Below are 17,919 nucleotides of genomic sequence, written 5' to 3' on the forward strand. Positions count from 1 at the left end.
AGCAGATGCCGGCACGCCGCAAGGCGCGCAAGCGGGCGCTGGACGTGCTCTACGAGGCCGACCTGCGGGACAAGCCTCCGGTGGAGGTGCTGGCCGGCTACGTGCAGCGGATCGAGCAGCCCCGACCGGAGCACCTGGGTTACGCGGTGGGCCTGGTCGAGGGCGTTGCCGAGCACCTCAACCGGATCGACGAGCTGATCGCCAGCTACGCCGAGGGTTGGACGCTGGAGCGGATGCCGGTCGTCGACCGTAATCTGGCCCGGATCGCCGTCTACGAGTTGCTCTACGTCGACGAGATCGACGACGCGGTCGCGATCAGCGAGGCCGTGGAGCTGGCCCGGCAGATGTCGACCGACGATTCGCCGCGCTTCCTCAACGGGGTGCTCGGCCGGATCGCCGAGTACGCCACCCGCTGAGTTCACGCTCCTGCACACGAAAAGGGCCCGTGCCGGATGGCACGGGCCCTTTCGGTGGAGCGACAGTTCAGGAGGCGAAGAACGCCCGGGGGTCGGCCACCAGCACACCGTGCTCGGTGAGCCGCTCGATCAGGCCCGACGGTGAGGCGTCGTACACGATCGCGAGCGCCCGCAGGTCGTCGGCGCGGATGGAGAGCACCCGGCCGTTGTAGTCGCCGCGCTGCTGCTGGATGGCGCGGGCGTAGCGGGCGACGTAGGCCAGATCCTCGGAGGCCTCGTCGTAGAGCCGCTCCAGGTCCAGGACGATCTTGCTGGTGGGCTCGTGACGGACACCACTGCCGTCGGGCAGCAGCTCCGAGACGGGGACGCGGTAGAACTCGGCCAACTCGGCCAGACGGGACACCGTCACGGCCCGGTCGCCGCGCTCGTACGAGCCGACCACCACGGCCTTCCACCGCCCGTTCGACTTCTCCTCCACACCCTGCAGGGAAAGACCCTGCTGCTGGCGGATGGAGCGCAGGCGGGCGCCCAGCGACTTGGCGTATTCAGAGGGCATTCGGACACTCCCAGTGCTGCTCGGGGTTCTCCCGTCGATCGCTACGGAGCGTGACGGTACGGGGAATGCGACACCTGGTCAAGTGGTCGTGACACTACCGTTGAGGAGCGTCCGGGAAGTTGTCCCTATTTCGTGGGCCTGATCCGGTGGTCAGCGGCCGCCGTCCATCGGCCCCGGTGACCACTGGTAACGTGGCGTAAAGCCCCGGCCCAGGTCCGCTGCGCGGTCCGGCCGGAGGTGCCCGACATCCTTTAACGACCCGTCCCGTGAGGCGGGGAAGGAGGTCCGCCGTGGCATACCCACCGGCTGCCCGCTCGTCACCACCGCGACAACCCTCGGTGAAGGTGATCCTCGCCAGCGCCGACGTGCAACGCGTGGTCGATCGCATCGCTCACCAGATCCTGGAGAAGACCCAGGGCGCCGCCGACACGGTGCTTCTTGGGATTCCCACCCGTGGCACCCCCCTCGCTCGGCGACTCGCCGACCGGATCAGCACCTTCGAGGACGTCGCCGTTCCGGTCGGTGTGCTCGACATCACTCTGTACCGCGACGACCTTCGCCGGCAGGCCACCCGCGCGGTGGGCCCGACCGAGCTGCCGTCCGGCGGCATCGACGGCAAGCGGGTCATCCTGGTCGACGACGTCCTCTTCTCCGGCCGCACCGTCCGGGCCGCGCTCGACGCGCTCAACGACGTGGGCCGCCCGGCCTCCGTGCAACTCGCCGTCCTGGTCGACCGCGGCCACCGGGAGCTGCCGATCCGCGCCGACTACGTCGGCAAGAACATCCCGACCTCGCTCGTTGAGAGCGTGAAGGTGACGCTCGCCGAGACCGACGGCGCCGACGAGGTCAGGCTGTACGGAGGGACCACCGCATGATCAAGCACCTGCTCTCCGGTGCGGACCTGGACGCCGCCACCGCCACCGAGATCCTGGACACCGCCGCCGAGATGGCCACGGTCGCCGGCCGGGAGATCAAGAAGCTGCCCGCGCTGCGCGGCCGGACCGTGGTGAACCTCTTCTACGAGGACTCCACCCGCACCCGGATCTCCTTCGAGGCGGCGGCGAAGCGGCTCAGCGCCGACGTGATCAACTTTTCCGCGAAGGGGTCCAGCGTCACCAAGGGCGAGAGCCTGAAGGACACCGCGTTGACCCTGCAGGCCATGGGCGCCGACGCCGTCGTCGTTCGGCACCCCGCCTCCGGCGCGCCGCACCGGCTGGCCAACTGGGTCGACGGGTCGGTCGTCAACGCCGGCGACGGCACCCACGAGCACCCCACCCAGGCGCTGCTGGACGCGTACACCATGCGGGCCCGGCTGGGCCGGCTCGCCGGCCTGTCGGTCGCGGTGGTCGGGGACGTGCTGCACTCCCGGGTCGCCCGCTCCAACGTGCTGCTGCTCTCCACCCTCGGCGCCAAGGTCACCCTGGTCGGCCCCCCGACCCTCATCCCGGTCGACATCGCGGGAGCGTTGGCGCCGGCCACCGACGTCTCCTACGACCTCGACTCGGTGCTGCCCAACGTCGACGTCGTGATGATGCTGCGGGTGCAGCGGGAGCGGATGAACGACTCCTACTTCCCCTCCGCGCGCGAGTACGCCCGCCGCTACGGGCTGGACGGCCCGCGGATGCGCCGGCTGCCCGAGCACGCGATCGTCATGCACCCCGGCCCGATGAACCGGGGGATGGAGATCACCCCCGAGGTCGCCGACTCACCCCGCTCCACCATCGTCGAACAGGTCACCAACGGGGTTTCCGTGCGGATGGCCGTCCTGTACCTGCTGCTCGGAGGGAACAACCGGTGACCGCGTACCTCATCACCAGCGTGAGTGTCGTCGGCGGCCCGCCGACCGACCTGCTGATCCGCGACGGCGTGGTCGCCGGGGTGGGCCCCGGCCTGTCCGCGCCGGACGCCACCCTGATCGACGGCACCGGGCTGGTCGCCCTGCCCGGCCTCGTCGACCTGCACACCCACCTGCGCGAGCCCGGTCGGGAGGACGCCGAGACCGTCGAGTCGGGTTCCCGCGCGGCGGCACTGGGTGGCTACACGGCGGTCTGCGCGATGGCCAACACCTCCCCGGTCGCGGACACCGCCGGTGTGGTGGAGCAGGTCTGGCGGCTCGGCCGGGAGGCCGGCCTGGTCGACGTGCAGCCGATCGGCGCGGTCACCGTCGGGCTGGCCGGCGAGCGGCTGGCCGAGCTGGGCGCGATGGCCGACTCCGCGGCCCGGGTGCGGATCTTCTCCGACGACGGGCACTGCGTCGCCGACCCGAAGCTGATGCGCCGGGCCCTGGAGTACGTCAAGGCATTCGACGGGATCATCGCCCAGCACGCCGAGGAACCCCGGCTCACCGAGGGCGCCCAGATGCACGAGGGTGAGGTCTCCACCCGGCTCGGCCTGATCGGCTGGCCGGCCGTCGCCGAGGAGGCGATCATCGCCCGGGACGTGCTGCTCGCCGAGCACGTGGGCAGCCGACTGCACGTCTGCCACGTCTCCACCGCCGGCAGCGTCGAGGTGCTGCGTCAGGCAAAGGCGCGCGGCGTACGGGTCACCGCCGAGGTCACCCCGCACCACCTGCTGCTCACCGACGAGCGGGCGGAAACCTACGACCCGGTCTTCAAGGTCAACCCGCCGCTGCGGACGGCCGCGGACATCGCCGCGCTGCGGGCCGCCCTCGCCGACGGTGTGGTCGACGTGATCGCCACCGACCACGCCCCGCACGCCGTCGAGGACAAGGAGTGCGAGTGGGCGTACGCCCGGCCGGGGATGCTCGGCCTGGAAACGGCCCTCTCCATCGCGCTGGACGTGCTCGGTCCCGAGTGGGACCTGATCGCCGAGCGGATGTCCCGCACCCCGGCCCGGATCGCCGGGCTCACCGGGCACGGCGTCGACCCGGCGCCCGGTGTGCCGGCCAACCTGACCCTGATCGACCCGGCCGCCCGCCGCACCATCGAGCCGGCGGAGCTGGCCAGCCGCAGTCGCAACACCCCGTACGCCCGCATGACGCTGCCCGGTCGCATCGTGGCGACCTTCCTGCGCGGCGAGCCGACGGTCCTGGACGGAAAGGCTGTCAAGTAATGGTCAAGCGCAGACCCGCAATCCTTGTGCTCGAGGACGGGCGCACGTTCCCCGGTGAGGCGTACGGCAGCGTCGGGGAAACCTTCGGCGAAGCGGTCTTCAACACCGGCATGACCGGCTACCAGGAGACCCTCACCGACCCGTCCTACCACCGACAGGTGGTGGTGCAGACCGCGCCGCACATCGGCAACACCGGCGTCAACGACGAGGACGACGAGTCCGGCCGGATCTGGGTGGCGGGCTACGTCGTGCGCGACCCGGCCCGGATCGGCTCGAACTGGCGGGCCACCGGCGGTCTCGAGGACCGCCTCGCCACCGAGGGTGTGGTGGGCATCAGCGGGGTGGACACCCGGGCGTTGACCCGGCACCTGCGTGAGCGCGGGGCCATGCGGGTCGGCATCTCCAGCGTCGACAACGACCCGCAGAGCCTGCTGGCCCGGGTCCGCCAGGCGCCGCAGATGACCGGCGCGGACCTGTCCGCCGAGGTGACCACCGCCGAGCCGTACGTCGTCGAGGCCCTCGGCGAGCACCGGTTCACGGTGGCCGCCCTGGACCTGGGCATCAAGCGCAACGTTCCCCGTCGGCTCGCCACGCGCGGGGTGACCACCCACGTGCTGCCGGCCTCATCGAGCATCGATCAGCTGCTCGCCACCGGTGCCGACGCGATCTTCCTGTCGCCCGGCCCCGGTGACCCGGCCACCGCCGACGCTCCGGTGGCGCTGGCCCGGGAGGCGCTGCGGCGGCAGGTGCCGCTGTTCGGCATCTGCTTCGGCAGCCAGATCCTCGGTCGGGCGCTCGGCTTCGGCACCTACAAGCTGGGTTACGGCCACCGGGGGATCAACCAGCCGGTGCTCGACCGGGCCACCGGCAAGGTGGAGGTGACCAGCCACAACCATGGCTTCGCGGTCGACGTGTCGAGCCGCGAACGGCGGCTCGGCGCGGTGCAGGTGCCCGGTGCGGGTGGCGGCGCGGTGGTCCCCGACCAGGTGATCGACACCGACTTCGGTGGCGTTCGGGTGTCGCACGTCTGCCTCAATGACAACGTGGTCGAGGGGCTGCGGGCCGTGGACGTGCCCGCATTCACGGTTCAGTACCACCCGGAGGCGGCGGCCGGCCCGCACGACGCCGACTACCTCTTCGACCGATTCGCCGATCTGATCGAAGGCCGGACCCACAGCAAGGGGCGCAGCAATGCCTAAGCGGACCGATCTCAAGCACATCCTGGTGATCGGCTCCGGGCCGATCGTCATCGGGCAGGCCTGCGAGTTCGACTACTCCGGCACCCAGGCCTGCCGGGTGCTGCGCAGTGAGGGGATCCGGGTCAGCCTGGTCAACTCCAACCCGGCGACGATCATGACGGACCCGGAGTTCGCCGACGCGACCTACGTCGAGCCGATCACACCGGAGTTCGTGGAGCTGGTCATCGCCAAGGAGCGTCCGGACGCAATCCTGGCGACCCTCGGCGGACAGACCGCGCTGAACACCGCGGTCGCCCTGCATCAGAACGGCGTCCTGGAGAAGTACGGCGTGGAGTTGATCGGCGCGAACATCGACGCGATCAACCGGGGCGAGGACCGCCAGCTGTTCAAGGACATCGTCGCGAAGGCCGGCGTACGCCTGGGTGTCGACGACCCGACCGGCCTGGTGCCCCGCTCCCGGGTCTGCCACTCGATGGACGAGGTCGAGGCGACAGCCGTCGAGCTGGGCCTGCCGGTGGTGATCCGGCCGTCGTTCACCATGGGCGGCCTGGGCTCCGGCATGGCGCACACCCCGGAGGACCTGGCCCGCATCGCCGGCGACGGCCTGTCCGCCAGCCCCGTGCACGAGGTGCTCATCGAGGAGAGCGTGCTCGGCTGGAAGGAGTACGAGCTTGAGCTGATGCGCGACCGGAACGACAACGTGGTGGTGGTCTGCTCGATCGAGAACATCGACCCCATGGGCGTGCACACCGGCGACAGCGTCACCGTGGCCCCGGCCATGACGCTCACCGACCGGGAGTACCAGCGCCTGCGTGACCTGGGCATCGCGGTGCTGCGCGAGGTCGGGGTGGACACTGGCGGCTGCAACATCCAGTTCGCGGTCAACCCGGCCGACGGCCGGATCGTCGTGATCGAGATGAACCCCCGGGTGTCCCGCTCCTCGGCGCTGGCCTCCAAGGCGACCGGTTTCCCGATCGCGAAGATCGCCGCGAAGCTGGCCATCGGCTACACCCTCGACGAGATCCCCAACGACATCACGTTGAAGACCCCGGCGGCGTTCGAGCCGAGTCTGGACTACGTCGTGGTGAAGATTCCCCGGTTCGCGTTCGAGAAGTTCCCCGGCGCGGACCCGGAGCTGACCACCACGATGAAGTCGGTGGGCGAGGCGATGAGCCTCGGGCGCAACTTCACCGAGGCGCTGAACAAGGCGATGCGCTCGATGGAAACCAAGTCAGCCGGTTTCTGGAGTGTGCCGGACCCGGCGGGCGCCACCCTCGCGGACACTCTCGCCGCGTTGCGGATCCCGCACGACGGCCGGCTGTACACCGTCGAGCGGGCGCTGCGCCTCGGCGCGTCGATCGCCGAGGTCGCCGAGGCCTCCGGCGGGATCGACCCGTGGTTCCTGGACCAGATCGCCGCGCTGATCGAGCTGCGCGCGGAGATCGTGGACGCGCCGGTGCTCGACGCCGACCTGCTGCGCCGCGCCAAGCGGGCCGGCCTGTCCGACCGGCAGCTCGCCGCGCTGCGCCCCGAGCTGGCCGCCGAGGACGGCGTACGGACCCTGCGGCACCGCCTCGACGTGCGCCCGGTCTACAAGACCGTGGACACCTGCGCGGCCGAGTTCGAGGCGACGACGCCGTACCACTACTCGACGTACGACCTGGAGACCGAGGTTGTGCCGTCGGACCGGCCGAAGGTGCTGATCCTGGGCTCCGGCCCGAACCGCATCGGGCAGGGCATCGAGTTCGACTATTCCTGCGTGCACGCGGTGCAGGCGTTGCGGGCGGCCGGTTACGAGACGGTCATGGTCAACTGCAACCCGGAGACGGTCTCCACCGACTACGACACCGCCGACCGGCTCTACTTCGAGCCGCTGACCTTCGAGGACGTCCTGGAGGTCTGGCACGCCGAGGACTCGTCCGGCCGGGCGGCCGGCGGGCCGGGCGTGGTCGGAGTGGTCGTGCAACTCGGCGGGCAGACCCCGCTCGGGTTGGCGCAGCGGCTCAAGAACGCCGGTGTGCCGGTGGTCGGCACCTCCCCGGAGTCGATCCACCTGGCCGAGGAGCGGGGGGCGTTCGGCGCGGTGCTGGCCCGGGCCGGGCTGCGCGCGCCGGCGCACGGCATGGCCACCTCGTACGACGAGGCCAAGGCGATCGCCGACGAGATCGGCTACCCGGTGCTGGTCCGGCCGTCGTACGTGCTGGGCGGGCGAGGCATGGAGATCGTCTACGACGACCCGACGCTGCGCGACTACATCGGGCGGGCCACCGACATCTCCCCGAATCACCCCGTGCTGGTGGACCGGTTCCTCGACGACGCCATCGAGATCGACGTGGACGCGCTGTGCGACGCCGACGGCGAGGTCTACATCGGCGGCGTGATGGAGCACATCGAGGAGGCCGGCATCCACTCCGGCGACTCGTCCTGCGCCCTGCCCCCGATCACCCTCGCGGGCTCGCACCTGGCCGAGGTCCGCCGCTACACCGAGGCCATCGCCCGGGGCGTCGGCGTCCGCGGTCTGCTCAACGTGCAGTACGCGCTCAAGGACGACGTGCTCTACGTCCTGGAGGCCAACCCTCGGGCGTCGCGGACCGTTCCGTTCGTCTCCAAGGCCACGGCGGTGCCGCTGGCCAAGGCGGCGGCCCGGATCGCGCTCGGGGCGAAAATCGCCGAGTTGCGCGCCGAGGGCCTGCTGCCGCCGACGGGGGACGGGGGGACAATGCCCGCCGACGCGCCGATCGCGGTCAAGGAGGCGGTGCTGCCGTTCAAGCGCTTCCGGACCCGCGCCGGCAAGGGGATCGACTCGCTGCTCGGGCCGGAGATGAAGTCGACCGGTGAGGTGATGGGCATCGACACCAACTTCGGGCACGCCTTCGCCAAGAGCCAGTCGGCGGCGTACGGCTCGCTGCCGACCGCCGGGAAGATCTTCGTGTCGGTGGCCAACCGGGACAAGCGCGGCATGATTTTCCCGATCAAGCGTCTGGCCGATCTGGGCTTCGAGATCGTGGCGACCACCGGTACGGCCGAGGTGCTGCGCCGGCACGGCATCGCCTGCGAGCAGGTCCGCAAGCACTACCAGGCTGGTGAGGGGGACGACGCGGTGTCGCTGATCGGCGGCGGCCACGTGGCCCTGGTGATCAACACGCCGCAGGGTTCGGGTGCCAGCGCCCGCTCCGACGGCTACGAGATCCGCAGCGCGGCCGTCACCGCGGACATCCCCTGCATCACCACGGTCCCCGGCGCCGCCGCGGCCGTGATGGGCATCGAGGCGCGGATCCGCGGCGACATGCAGGTACGCCCCCTGCAGGACCTGCACGCCACCCTCCGGGCCGCCCAGTGACCCTGTTCGAGCAGGCGGTGCGGCCGTGGCTGTTCCGGCTCGGCGGCGGGGACGCCGAGGCGGCGCACGAGTGGACACTGCGGCGGTTGAGCGCCGTTTCGCGGCAGCCGGCCGCGCTGGCGGCGCTGCGGGCCCGGTACGCGGTCAGCGCGCCGCGCACGGTGTTCGGTGTGCGGTTCCCCAACCCGGTCGGTCTTGCGGCGGGGATGGACAAGGACGGCGTGGCGCTGCCGGCCTGGCCGGCGCTCGGCTTCGGTTTCGTCGAGGTCGGCACGGTCACCGCGCACGCCCAGCCGGGCAACCCCCGGCCGCGGCTGTTCCGCCTGCCGGCCAGCGAGGCCGTGGTCAACCGGATGGGCTTCAACAACGCCGGGGCCGCCGCGCTGGCCGTCCGGCTGACGGCGCTGCCGCGCCCGCTCGGGGTGCCGCTGGGCATCTCGCTGGGCAAATCCAAGGTGACCCCGCTCGACGACGCGGTCGAGGACTATCTCGCCTCGTACCGGGCGCTGCGCGGGCATGGCGACTACTTCGCGGTGAACGTGTCCTCACCGAACACCGCGGGGCTGCGCTCGTTGCAGGACCGCGCCCACCTGGACGCGCTGCTCGCCGCGCTGGTGGGGGAGAAACCGGTGCTGGTCAAGATCGCGCCGGATCTGACCGAGGCGGCGATCGCCGAGCTGCTGGAGGTCTGTCTGGCCCGAGGCGCTGCCGGGGTGATCGCCACCAACACCACGCTGGCCCGTACCGGGCTGGCCACGGTGGACGCCGAGCGCGGTGCCCAGGCCGGTGGTCTCTCCGGTCGGCCGCTCACCGAGCGGGCCCGGGAGGTGGTGTCCTTCGTGCACCGGGAAACCAACGGCCGGCTGCCCATCATCGGCGTAGGCGGCGTGCTGAACCCGGACGACGCAGCGCGGATGTTCGACGCCGGCGCCGCCCTGGTCCAGCTCTACACCGGCTTCATCTACCGGGGCCCCGCCCTGGTCCGCGCCGCCGCCGGCCGCGCCGCGTCGACCCCTCCCGCGTCGATCTAGGGCAGATCGTCGTGATTGGAGATCCAGTAGCGACAAGATGCCCTAGATCGACGCGGAGAGGGACGACGCACGCGTGACACCCGAGGAGATCCTGGCTGCAGACGGGGCGCATGTTTGGCATCCGTACGCGGCGATGCCGTTGGCGCACCCGCCGTACGTGGTGGAGAGCGCCGAGGGGGTGCGGCTGCGGCTGGCCGACGGGCGGGAGTTGGTGGACGGGATGTCGTCCTGGTGGGCGGCGATCCACGGGTACCGACACCCCGTGCTGGACGCCGCGGTGACCGATCAGCTCGGCCGGATGAGCCACGTGATGTTCGGCGGGCTCACCCACGAGCCCGCCGTGCAGCTCGCCCGGACCCTGGTCGAGTTGACCCCGGACGGCCTGGAGCACGTGTTTCTGGCCGACTCCGGCTCGGTCAGCGTCGAGGTGGCGGTGAAGATGTGCCTGCAGTACCAGCGGGCCATCGGTCGGCCTCAGCGGCGCCGGCTGGCGACCTGGCGGGGCGGCTACCACGGCGACACGTTCCACCCGATGAGCGTCTGCGATCCGGAGGGCGGGATGCACCACCTCTGGGGTGACGTGCTGCCCCGGCAGGTGTTCGCCCCGGTCCCACCGGGAGGCTTCACCGACCCACCCGACGACGCGTACGTGGCGGCGTTGGTGGACACGGTGCAGCGCCACGCCGACGAACTGGCCGCCGTGATCGTCGAGCCCGTCGTCCAGGGCGCCGGTGGGATGCGTTTCCACCACCCGGGTTACCTACGGGTGCTGCGCGAGGTGACCCGCGCGCACGGGGTGCTGCTGATCTTCGACGAGATCGCCACCGGGTTCGGCCGCACCGGTGCGATGTTCGCCGCCGAGCACGCCGGGGTGACGCCGGACGTGCTGTGCGTGGGCAAGGCGCTCACCGGCGGCTACCTGACGCTCGCGGCGGCGCTCTGCACCCCGGAGGTCGCCCGGGGCATCTCCGCCGGCGGCGTACTGGCGCACGGGCCCACGTTCATGGGCAACCCGTTGGCCTGTGCGGTGGCCAACGCCTCCATCGGGCTGCTGCGGGCCGGGGACTGGTCGGCACAGGTGTCCAGGGTCGGCGCCGGTCTGCGCGCCGGCCTGGAGCCCCTGCGCGGTACGCCCGGTGTGGCCGACGTGCGGGTCCTCGGCGCGATCGGGGTGGTCCAGCTCGATCACGAGGTCGACCTCGGCGCGGCCACCTCGGCCGCGGTCGACCAGGGGGTGTGGCTGCGCCCGTTCCGCGACCTGATCTACACGATGCCGCCGTACGTCACCGACGACGTCGACCTGGCCCGGATCGCGGCCGGGGTGGCGGCGGCGGTGGCGGCCGGCTGAGTCGGCCCGGTCACCGGGTCGACGGTTACCCGGGCGGGGCTGCCGTCCGGACGAGGAGAGGGGAACACTCCGATGGAAAGCTTCGGTACTCGGCTGCACCGGGCGATCACCGAGCGGGGGCCACTCTGTGTGGGCATCGACCCGCATCCCGGTCTGTTGGCCCGTTGGGGCCTCGCGGACGACGTTCAGGGACTTGACCGGTTTACCCGGACCGTCGTGGAAGCGCTCGGTGACCGGGTTGCGGTGGTCAAGCCTCAGTCGGCCTTTTTCGAGCGTTTCGGGTCCCGAGGTGTGGCGCTTCTTGAGTCAACTATCCGACAGTTGCGGGATGCTGGCTCGCTCGTTCTGCTTGACGTCAAGCGTGGCGATATCGGCTCGACGGTGAGCGCGTACGCCTCCGCGTATCTCGATCCATCCAGCCCGCTGTATGTCGACGCGGTCACCGCGAGCCCCTACCTCGGGGTCGGTTCGCTGACGCCGATGTTCGAACTGGCCGCCAAGCACGGCGGCGGCGTGTTCGTGCTGGCCCTCACCTCCAACCCCGAGGGCGCGGCCGTGCAGCAGGCCCGCACGGCCGACGGCCGCACCGTGGCGCAGACCGTGATCGACGAGATTTCGCAGCTCAACAGTGGTGCGACTCCGCTCGGGAGCTTCGGTCTGGTGGTGGGCGCGACCATTGGCGACACCGGTCACGACCTCTCCGGTGTGGGGGGTCCGCTGCTCGCACCGGGGCTCGGCGCGCAAGGTGCTGGGGCAGCCGATCTGCGTACCGTCTTCGGTTCGAGCCTCGCCTCGGTGCTCCCGTCGTACTCCCGGGAGGTGCTCTCGGCAGGCCCCGATGTCGCCGCCCTGCGGGCCGCCGCGGACCGCGTGTTGGTCGACTGCCGGGCCGTCCTGCCTGCCCGGTGACTGACTGACGGCTCGGTCACTCTACGGTGATCATGCGGCCCCACGTTGCCGAAAGCTCCGTTGGCCGCTAGTTTTCCCCGCGCTGGGAACCATGTACCCCTTGGTTCACAGCGACACCACGTTTCACAGCTGCGGTGGTGCGTCCCGCCCGCCGCGATAGGGACCTGAGGAGAACTGGTGCCGCTCCCGTCACTAACCCCCGAACAACGCGCTGCCGCGCTCGAGAAGGCCGCGGAGATCCGCAAGGCCCGTGCTCAGCTGAAGGAGCAGCTCAAGCAGGGCAAGACCACCCTCGGTGCCGTCCTCGAGCGCGCCGAGGGCGACGACGTCGTTGGCAAGCTCAAGGTTTCGGCCGTCCTGCAGGCCATGCCGGGCATCGGCAAGATCCGGGCTACCCAGATCATGGAGAAGCTCAAGATCGCCGACAGCCGTCGCCTGCGCGGCCTTGGTGAGCAGCAGCGCAAGGCACTGCTTGGAGAGTTCGCCGCCAACTGAACCTGGCAGCGTGTAGAAACAAGCAGTGAGCACGGATGACGAGGCGCGCCCGGCGGCTCGGCTCACTGTCCTGGCTGGACCTTCGGGTTCCGGCAGGGAGAGTGTCGTCGAGCTCGTCCGGGCGCGTTTTCCGTCCGTGTGGATCCCGGTGCCGGCGATCACCAGGCCGCGGCGGGAGTCGGAGATCGACGGGGTCGACCGCGTCTTCCTCGCCCCCGCCGAGTTCGATCGCCGGCTCGCGGCCGGCGAGCTGTTGGAGTGGTCCCGGATCGGCTCGTACCGCCGGGGCACTCCATACCCACCGCTGCGTGCCCGGCTCACCGCCGGGCAGCCGGTGCTGCTCCCGCTCGACCTGCGCGGCGCTCGGCTGGTCCGTGCGCGACTGCCCGATTGCCGGCTGGTGCTGCTGAGCCCACCTGGGTATCAACCCGACGCCAGCGTGGCGGCCGCCGTCGAGCGCACGCTGACCCACGACCTCACCGAGCGGGTGGTCGACGAGCTGGTAGGCTTACTCGGTTCTTCTTATCCGGATCCGGCCTGGTCGCGCGTACGCGGCTGACGGCTGGCCGCCGTTGAGACTCAGCACCGCGTCCGCGCGGCTCGAAAGACGCAGAGGTTAATTCGTGGGATCCATCGCCAACCCCGAAGGCATCACCAACCCGCCGATCGACGAGCTCCTCGAGAAGACGACGTCGAAGTACGCGCTGGTCATCTTCGCCGCCAAGCGCGCGCGCCAGGTGAACGCCTACTACAGCCAGCTCGGTGAGGGCCTTCTGGAGTACGTCGGCCCGCTCGTCGAGACCACCCCGCAGGAGAAGCCCCTCTCCATCGCGATGCGCGAGATCAACGCGGGCCTGCTCACCGCCGAGCCGACCGACCAGCCGTAAGCCCTCGCTGGCCGATGTCCACCTCGATCGTCCTCGGGGTCGGCGGCGGCATCGCCGCCTACAAGGCGTGCGAGCTGCTGCGACTCTTCACCGAATCGGGTCACCGGGTTCGGGTCGTGCCGACCGCGTCGGCGCTCCGGTTCGTCGGGGCGCCGACCTGGGCGGCGCTCTCCGGTCAGCCGGTGGCCGACGACGTCTGGACCGACGTCCACGAGGTGCCGCACGTCCGGCTCGGTAAGCAGGCCGATCTGGTGGTGGTCGCGCCGACCACCACCGACCTGCTCGCCAAGGCCGCGCACGGGCTCGCCGACGACCTGTTGACCAACACCCTGCTGACCGCCCGCTGTCCGGTGTTGCTGGCCCCGGCCATGCACACCGAGATGTGGGAGCACCCGGCCACCGTGGCCAACGTCGCCACGCTGCGGGCCCGGGGTGTCCTGGTCATCGAGCCCGCCGTCGGCCGGCTCACCGGCGTGGACACCGGCAAGGGGCGGCTGCCCGACCCGGCCGAGATCTTCGCCGTCGCCCGTCGGGTCCTGGCCCGGGGTGGCTCCGCCCCCACCGACCTGGCCGGCCGCCGGGTGGTCGTCACCGCAGGTGGCACCCGGGAGCCGTTGGACCCGGTCCGCTTCCTGGGTAACCGCTCCTCGGGCAAGCAGGGTTACGCGTTCGCCCGCGCGGCGGTCGCCCGGGGCGCCCGGGTCACCCTGATCGCGGCCAACGTCTCCCTCTCCGACCCCGCCGGCGTCGACCTGATCCGGGTGGGCACCACCGCCGAGCTGCGGGAGGCGACGCTGAAGGCCGCCGTCGAGGCCGACGCGGTGGTGATGGCGGCGGCTCCGGCCGATTTCCGGCCGGCGACGTACGCGCCTGGCAAAATCAAGAAGTCGGACGATGGCGTCGCGCCCACCATCGAGCTCGTCACGAACCCGGACATCGCGGCTGAGCTCGGCCAGCGCAAACGACCGGAGCAGCTGCTGGTGGTGTTCGCCGCCGAGACCGGCGACGCCGAGGCCAACGGCCGAGCGAAACTCGCCCGGAAGCGGGCCGACCTCATCGTGATCAACGAGGTCGGTCAGGACCTGGTCTTCGGGGCCGACACCAACACGGTGACGGTCATCGGCGCGGACGGCTCGGTCAGCCGATTGCCCGAGCAGGCCAAGGAGGCGGTGGCCGACACCGTCTGGGATCTCGTCGTGGCGCGGCTGACCGGCGTCTCCTGACGGGTGGTAAAGGTCGCGACCGATCCCGACACCGACCGCAGTGGTGATTACACTGCCGCGGAACGACCTCAAATGCTTAGGAGTGCCGTGACACGCCGCCTCTTCACGTCCGAATCGGTCACGGAAGGCCACCCGGACAAGATCGCCGACCAGATCAGCGATGGCATCCTCGACGCGTTGCTGACTGAGGACCCCCACAGCCGCGTGGCGGTGGAGACCATGATCACCACCGGCCAGGTGCACATCGCCGGTGAGGTGACCACCAAGGCGTACGCCGACATCCCGACGATCGTCCGTCGGACCATCCTCGACATCGGCTACGACTCGTCGAAGAAGGGCTTCGACGGCGCCTCCTGCGGGGTCAGCGTCTCCATCGGTGCACAGTCCGAGGACATCGCGCAGGGCGTGGACAATGCCTTCGAGCTGCGTACCGGGGCGTCGGAGAGCGCGCTGGACGCGCAGGGCGCCGGCGACCAGGGCATGATGTTCGGCTTCGCCTGCTCGGAGACGCCCGAGCTGATGCCGCTGCCGATCGCCCTCGCCCACCGGCTGGCCCGCCGCCTCGCCGGGGCGCGCAAGGACGGCACGATTCCCTACCTGCGGCCGGATGGCAAGACCCAGGTGACCATCGAGTACGAGGGGCTGCGCCCGGTCCGGCTGAACACCGTGGTCGTGTCCAGCCAGCACGCCGCGGACATCTCGCTCGACTCGCTGCTCACCCCGGACGTGCGCGACCACGTGATCTCCCCGGAACTGGAGAGCCTCGGTCTGGACACCGACGGCTACCGGCTGCTGGTCAACCCGACCGGCCGGTTCGAGATCGGTGGCCCGATGGGTGACGCCGGGCTGACCGGCCGCAAGATCATCGTCGACACCTACGGCGGGTACGCCCGGCACGGTGGTGGCGCGTTCTCCGGCAAGGACCCGTCCAAGGTGGACCGTTCGGCCGCGTACGCGATGCGTTGGGTGGCCAAGAACGTGGTCGCCGCCGGTCTGGCCGAGCGGTGCGAGGCGCAGGTCGCGTACGCCATCGGCAAGGCCCACCCGGTGAGCCTGTTCATCGAGACGTTCGGCACCGAGACCGTGCCGGTCGCCTCGATCGAGAAGGCCGTCGCCGAGGTGTTCGACCTGCGTCCGGCCGCGATCATCCGGGACCTCAACCTGCTCCGCCCGATCTACCAGCAGACCGCCGCGTACGGCCACTTCGGCCGGGAGCTGCCGGACCTGACCTGGGAGAGCACCGACCGGGCCGCCGACCTCAAGTCGGCCGCGGGAGCCTGACCGCCACCAGGCGTAGCGACCGGCGACCCGCTGAGGGGTCGCCGGTCGCGCGCGTCTGCGTGGATGTCCCGCTGGCACACCTGGACCGGCCGTTCGACTACCTGGTGCCGGCGGAGCTGGACGAGGTGGCGGTGCCCGGAACCCGGGTGAAGGTGCGCTTCGCCGGTCAGCTCGTCGGCGGGTGGTTGCTGTCCCGCGCCGACGACTCGGGGCACACCGGCCGCCTCGCGTACCTGGAGAAGGTGGTCTCGCCGGAGCCGGTGCTGGCACCCGAGGTCGCCCGGTTGGCCCGGGCGGTCGCCGACCGGTACGCGGGCAGCCTCGCCGACGTGCTCCGGCTCGCCGTGCCGCCCCGGCACGCGCGGGTGGAGAAGGAACCCCGCGAGGACCAGCCCAGCCCAGCGGCCGCCGCCGAGGCCGAGGCGGTCGACCCGCGCGGGTGGCGGGACTACCCGACCGGCCCGGCGCTGCTGCGCGCGCTCACCGACGGTCGGGCCCCCCGCGCGGTCTGGTCGGCGCTGCCCGGCGAGGACTGGGCGGCCCGCTACGCCGACGCGGTGGCCGCCACCGTCGCCGGCGGGCGCGGCGCGGTGGTCGTGGTGCCCGACGCTCGAGACCTCGACCGGCTGGACGCCGCGCTCACCGCCGTGCTCGGGTCGGGGCGGCATGTCAGCCTCTCCGCCGCGCTCGGGCCGGCCCGCCGCTACCGGGCGTTCCTCGCCGCCCGCCGTGGGCAGGTGCCGGTGGTGATCGGCACCCGGGCGGCGATGTTCGCCCCGGTGGACCGGCTCGGCCTGGTCGCCGTCTGGGACGACGGCGACGACCTGCACTCCGAGCCCCGGGCTCCCTACCCGCACGCCCGCGACGTGCTGCTCACCCGGGTGCAGCTCGCCGAGGCGGGCGCGCTGGTCGGCGGGTACGCCCGTACCGCCGAGGCGCAGCTGCTGCTGGAGACCGGCTGGGCTCGGGAGGTGGTGGCCGACCGGGCGACCGTGCGGGCTCGAATCCCGGCCATCGCGCCGACCGGCGACGACCCACAACTGGCCCGCGACCCCGGGGCGGCCACCGCCCGGCTGCCCAGCCTGGCCTGGACGGCTGCCCGCGACGCCATCCGGCAGGACCTGCCGGTGCTGGTGCAGGTGCCCCGACGCGGCTACCTGCCGTCGATCTCCTGCGACCAGTGCCGCACCCCGGCACGGTGCGAGCACTGCGCGGGCCCGCTCGCGCTGCCCTCGGCCGGCGGCACCCCGGCCTGCCGGTGGTGCGCTCGGGTGGCCGCCGCGTACGCCTGCCCGCAGTGCGGTGGGCGGCGCCTGCGGGCCGCGGTGACCGGCGCCCGGCGGACCGCCGAGGAGTTGGGCCGAGCGTTCCCCGGCGTGCCGGTGCGCACCTCGGGGCGTGAGGAGGTGCTGACCGACGTGCCCGGCGGTGCGGCCCTGGTGGTGGCCACGCCCGGTGCCGAGCCGGTCGCCGAGGGCGGTTACGGCGCGGTGCTGCTGCTCGACTCGTGGGCTCTGCTGACCCGGGCGGACCTGCGTGCCGGCGAGGAGGCGCTGCGCCGCTGGCTGGCGGCGGCGGCCCTGGCCCGTCCGGCACCGGCCGGTCGGGTGGTGGTGGTCGCCGACGGCGCGCTCGCTCCGGTGCAGGCGCTGCTGCGGTGGGACGCCGCCTGGTTCGCCGGCCGGGAGTTGGCCGAGCGCCGGGAGCTGGGCTTCCCGCCGGCCGTACGGATGGCGAGCCTCACCGGCCCGGCCGCAGCGGTGGCGGATCTGCTCGCCGCGGCCCGGCTGCCCGACGACGCCGAGGTGCTGGGGCCGGTGCCGGCTGAGGAGGGGCGGGAGCGGATGCTGGTCCGGGTGCCCCGGGCCCGGGCTGCCGCGCTCGCCGAGGCGCTGCACTCGGCCGCTGGCGCTCGCGCCGCCCGTAAGGCCGCGGACCCGGTCCGTCTCCAGGTCGATCCGTTGAGCCTGTTCTGACTGTTTCGGCTGGTGCCGACACCCGGCAACCCTGGCCCGCGGCGGTGACCTCGCACACCGCGTCCGACAGAACGCTGGCGCCAGGGTGGTAGCATCGCCCGTCATGCTCGGGCGTACGACGGACTCAGGTCACGGCACCGCGTCAGACGGGCGGGCCGAGCTGAAGTCGCCGCAGGATGGCGCGAC

Annotated in this window: 16 protein-coding genes; 15 read left to right on the top strand and 1 reads right to left on the bottom strand. The window is 71.8% G+C overall.

Translation table 11 applies throughout. The features are described from left to right. Positions 1-5 precede the first annotated feature (5 nt). Positions 6-416, top strand: coding sequence for a transcription antitermination factor NusB (nusB, locus tag OG811_RS21965; protein WP_184188983.1), 411 nt, complete (start codon positions 6-8; stop codon positions 414-416). Between the two features lie 67 nt (positions 417-483). On the opposite strand, the gene OG811_RS21970 is transcribed toward nusB, so the two are convergent. Next, entirely contained in the window at positions 484-972 is a 489-nt protein-coding gene (locus OG811_RS21970; protein WP_007458348.1) for a transcriptional regulator, read from the bottom strand. Between the two features lie 290 nt (positions 973-1,262). Here OG811_RS21970 and pyrR point away from each other — a divergent pair, with 290 nt between their 5' ends. From pyrR to OG811_RS22040, 14 genes are all read left to right on the top strand, one after another. Continuing rightward, positions 1,263-1,847 carry a bifunctional pyr operon transcriptional regulator/uracil phosphoribosyltransferase PyrR gene (pyrR, locus tag OG811_RS21975; protein WP_406068342.1) on the top strand — a complete coding sequence of 195 codons (585 nt, stop codon included), beginning with the start codon at positions 1,263-1,265 and terminating at the stop codon, positions 1,845-1,847. Then, entirely contained in the window at positions 1,844-2,770 is a 927-nt protein-coding gene (locus OG811_RS21980) for an aspartate carbamoyltransferase catalytic subunit (RefSeq protein ID WP_406068344.1), read from the top strand. Before pyrR ends, OG811_RS21980 begins: the two co-directional genes overlap by 4 nt. Next, entirely contained in the window at positions 2,767-4,044 is a 1,278-nt protein-coding gene (locus OG811_RS21985; RefSeq protein WP_406068346.1) for a dihydroorotase, read from the top strand. The genes OG811_RS21980 and OG811_RS21985 overlap by 4 nt, the downstream gene beginning before the upstream one ends. After that, positions 4,044-5,243 carry a glutamine-hydrolyzing carbamoyl-phosphate synthase small subunit gene (gene carA / locus OG811_RS21990; RefSeq protein WP_406068348.1) on the top strand — a complete coding sequence of 400 codons (1,200 nt, stop codon included), beginning with the start codon at positions 4,044-4,046 and terminating at the stop codon, positions 5,241-5,243. Before OG811_RS21985 ends, carA begins: the two co-directional genes overlap by 1 nt. After that, a complete protein-coding gene (gene carB, locus OG811_RS21995; protein ID WP_406068349.1) occupies positions 5,236-8,583 on the top strand; it encodes a carbamoyl-phosphate synthase large subunit in 3,348 nt (1,115 codons plus the stop codon). Before carA ends, carB begins: the two co-directional genes overlap by 8 nt. Continuing rightward, on the top strand, positions 8,580-9,614 hold the full coding sequence (locus tag OG811_RS22000; RefSeq protein WP_406068350.1) for a quinone-dependent dihydroorotate dehydrogenase: 1,035 nt from the start codon (positions 8,580-8,582) through the stop codon (positions 9,612-9,614). Before carB ends, OG811_RS22000 begins: the two co-directional genes overlap by 4 nt. Positions 9,615-9,687: 73 nt before the next feature. Continuing rightward, a complete protein-coding gene (locus OG811_RS22005) occupies positions 9,688-10,962 on the top strand; it encodes an adenosylmethionine--8-amino-7-oxononanoate transaminase (protein ID WP_406068351.1) in 1,275 nt (424 codons plus the stop codon). Between the two features lie 72 nt (positions 10,963-11,034). Then, the gene (gene pyrF / locus OG811_RS22010) at positions 11,035-11,871 is read left to right on the top strand and encodes an orotidine-5'-phosphate decarboxylase (RefSeq protein ID WP_406068352.1); all 837 of its coding nucleotides are present in this window, start codon (positions 11,035-11,037) and stop codon (positions 11,869-11,871) included. 177 nt (positions 11,872-12,048) lie between these two features. After that, a complete protein-coding gene (mihF, locus tag OG811_RS22015) occupies positions 12,049-12,366 on the top strand; it encodes an integration host factor, actinobacterial type (RefSeq protein WP_124821254.1) in 318 nt (105 codons plus the stop codon). 25 nt (positions 12,367-12,391) lie between these two features. Further along, on the top strand, positions 12,392-12,925 hold the full coding sequence (locus OG811_RS22020) for a guanylate kinase (protein WP_406068354.1): 534 nt from the start codon (positions 12,392-12,394) through the stop codon (positions 12,923-12,925). A 64-nt stretch (positions 12,926-12,989) separates the two neighbouring features. Continuing rightward, the gene (rpoZ, locus tag OG811_RS22025; RefSeq protein WP_007075826.1) at positions 12,990-13,253 is read left to right on the top strand and encodes a DNA-directed RNA polymerase subunit omega; all 264 of its coding nucleotides are present in this window, start codon (positions 12,990-12,992) and stop codon (positions 13,251-13,253) included. Positions 13,254-13,267: 14 nt separating this feature from the next. Then, positions 13,268-14,476, top strand: coding sequence for a bifunctional phosphopantothenoylcysteine decarboxylase/phosphopantothenate--cysteine ligase CoaBC (gene coaBC, locus OG811_RS22030; RefSeq protein WP_406068355.1), 1,209 nt, complete (start codon positions 13,268-13,270; stop codon positions 14,474-14,476). Between the two features lie 87 nt (positions 14,477-14,563). Next, positions 14,564-15,757 (top strand): methionine adenosyltransferase, encoded by a 1,194-nt coding sequence (gene metK / locus OG811_RS22035; protein WP_406068357.1) that lies wholly within the window; start codon positions 14,564-14,566, stop codon positions 15,755-15,757. A gap of 59 nt (positions 15,758-15,816) precedes the next feature. Then, the gene (locus OG811_RS22040; RefSeq protein ID WP_406068358.1) at positions 15,817-17,733 is read left to right on the top strand and encodes a primosomal protein N'; all 1,917 of its coding nucleotides are present in this window, start codon (positions 15,817-15,819) and stop codon (positions 17,731-17,733) included. Positions 17,734-17,919 lie beyond the last annotated feature (186 nt).

Origin of the sequence: Micromonospora sp. NBC_01638 (assembly GCF_045209745.1) — a bacterium.
Taxonomy (GTDB): Bacteria; Actinomycetota; Actinomycetes; order Mycobacteriales; family Micromonosporaceae; genus Micromonospora.

Excerpts from the sequence above, each read along its gene's own strand:
- OG811_RS21970 (WP_007458348.1), bottom strand. The coding sequence starts at position 972 with ATGCCCTCTGAATACGCCAAGTCGCTGGGCGCCCGCCTGCGCTCCATC.
- coaBC (WP_406068355.1), top strand. The coding sequence starts at position 13,268 with ATGTCCACCTCGATCGTCCTCGGGGTCGGCGGCGGCATCGCCGCCTAC.
- carB (WP_406068349.1), top strand. The coding sequence starts at position 5,236 with ATGCCTAAGCGGACCGATCTCAAGCACATCCTGGTGATCGGCTCCGGG.
- carA (WP_406068348.1), top strand. The coding sequence starts at position 4,044 with ATGGTCAAGCGCAGACCCGCAATCCTTGTGCTCGAGGACGGGCGCACG.
- pyrF (WP_406068352.1), top strand. The coding sequence starts at position 11,035 with ATGGAAAGCTTCGGTACTCGGCTGCACCGGGCGATCACCGAGCGGGGG.
- OG811_RS21980 (WP_406068344.1), top strand. The coding sequence starts at position 1,844 with ATGATCAAGCACCTGCTCTCCGGTGCGGACCTGGACGCCGCCACCGCC.
- nusB (WP_184188983.1), top strand. The coding sequence starts at position 6 with ATGCCGGCACGCCGCAAGGCGCGCAAGCGGGCGCTGGACGTGCTCTAC.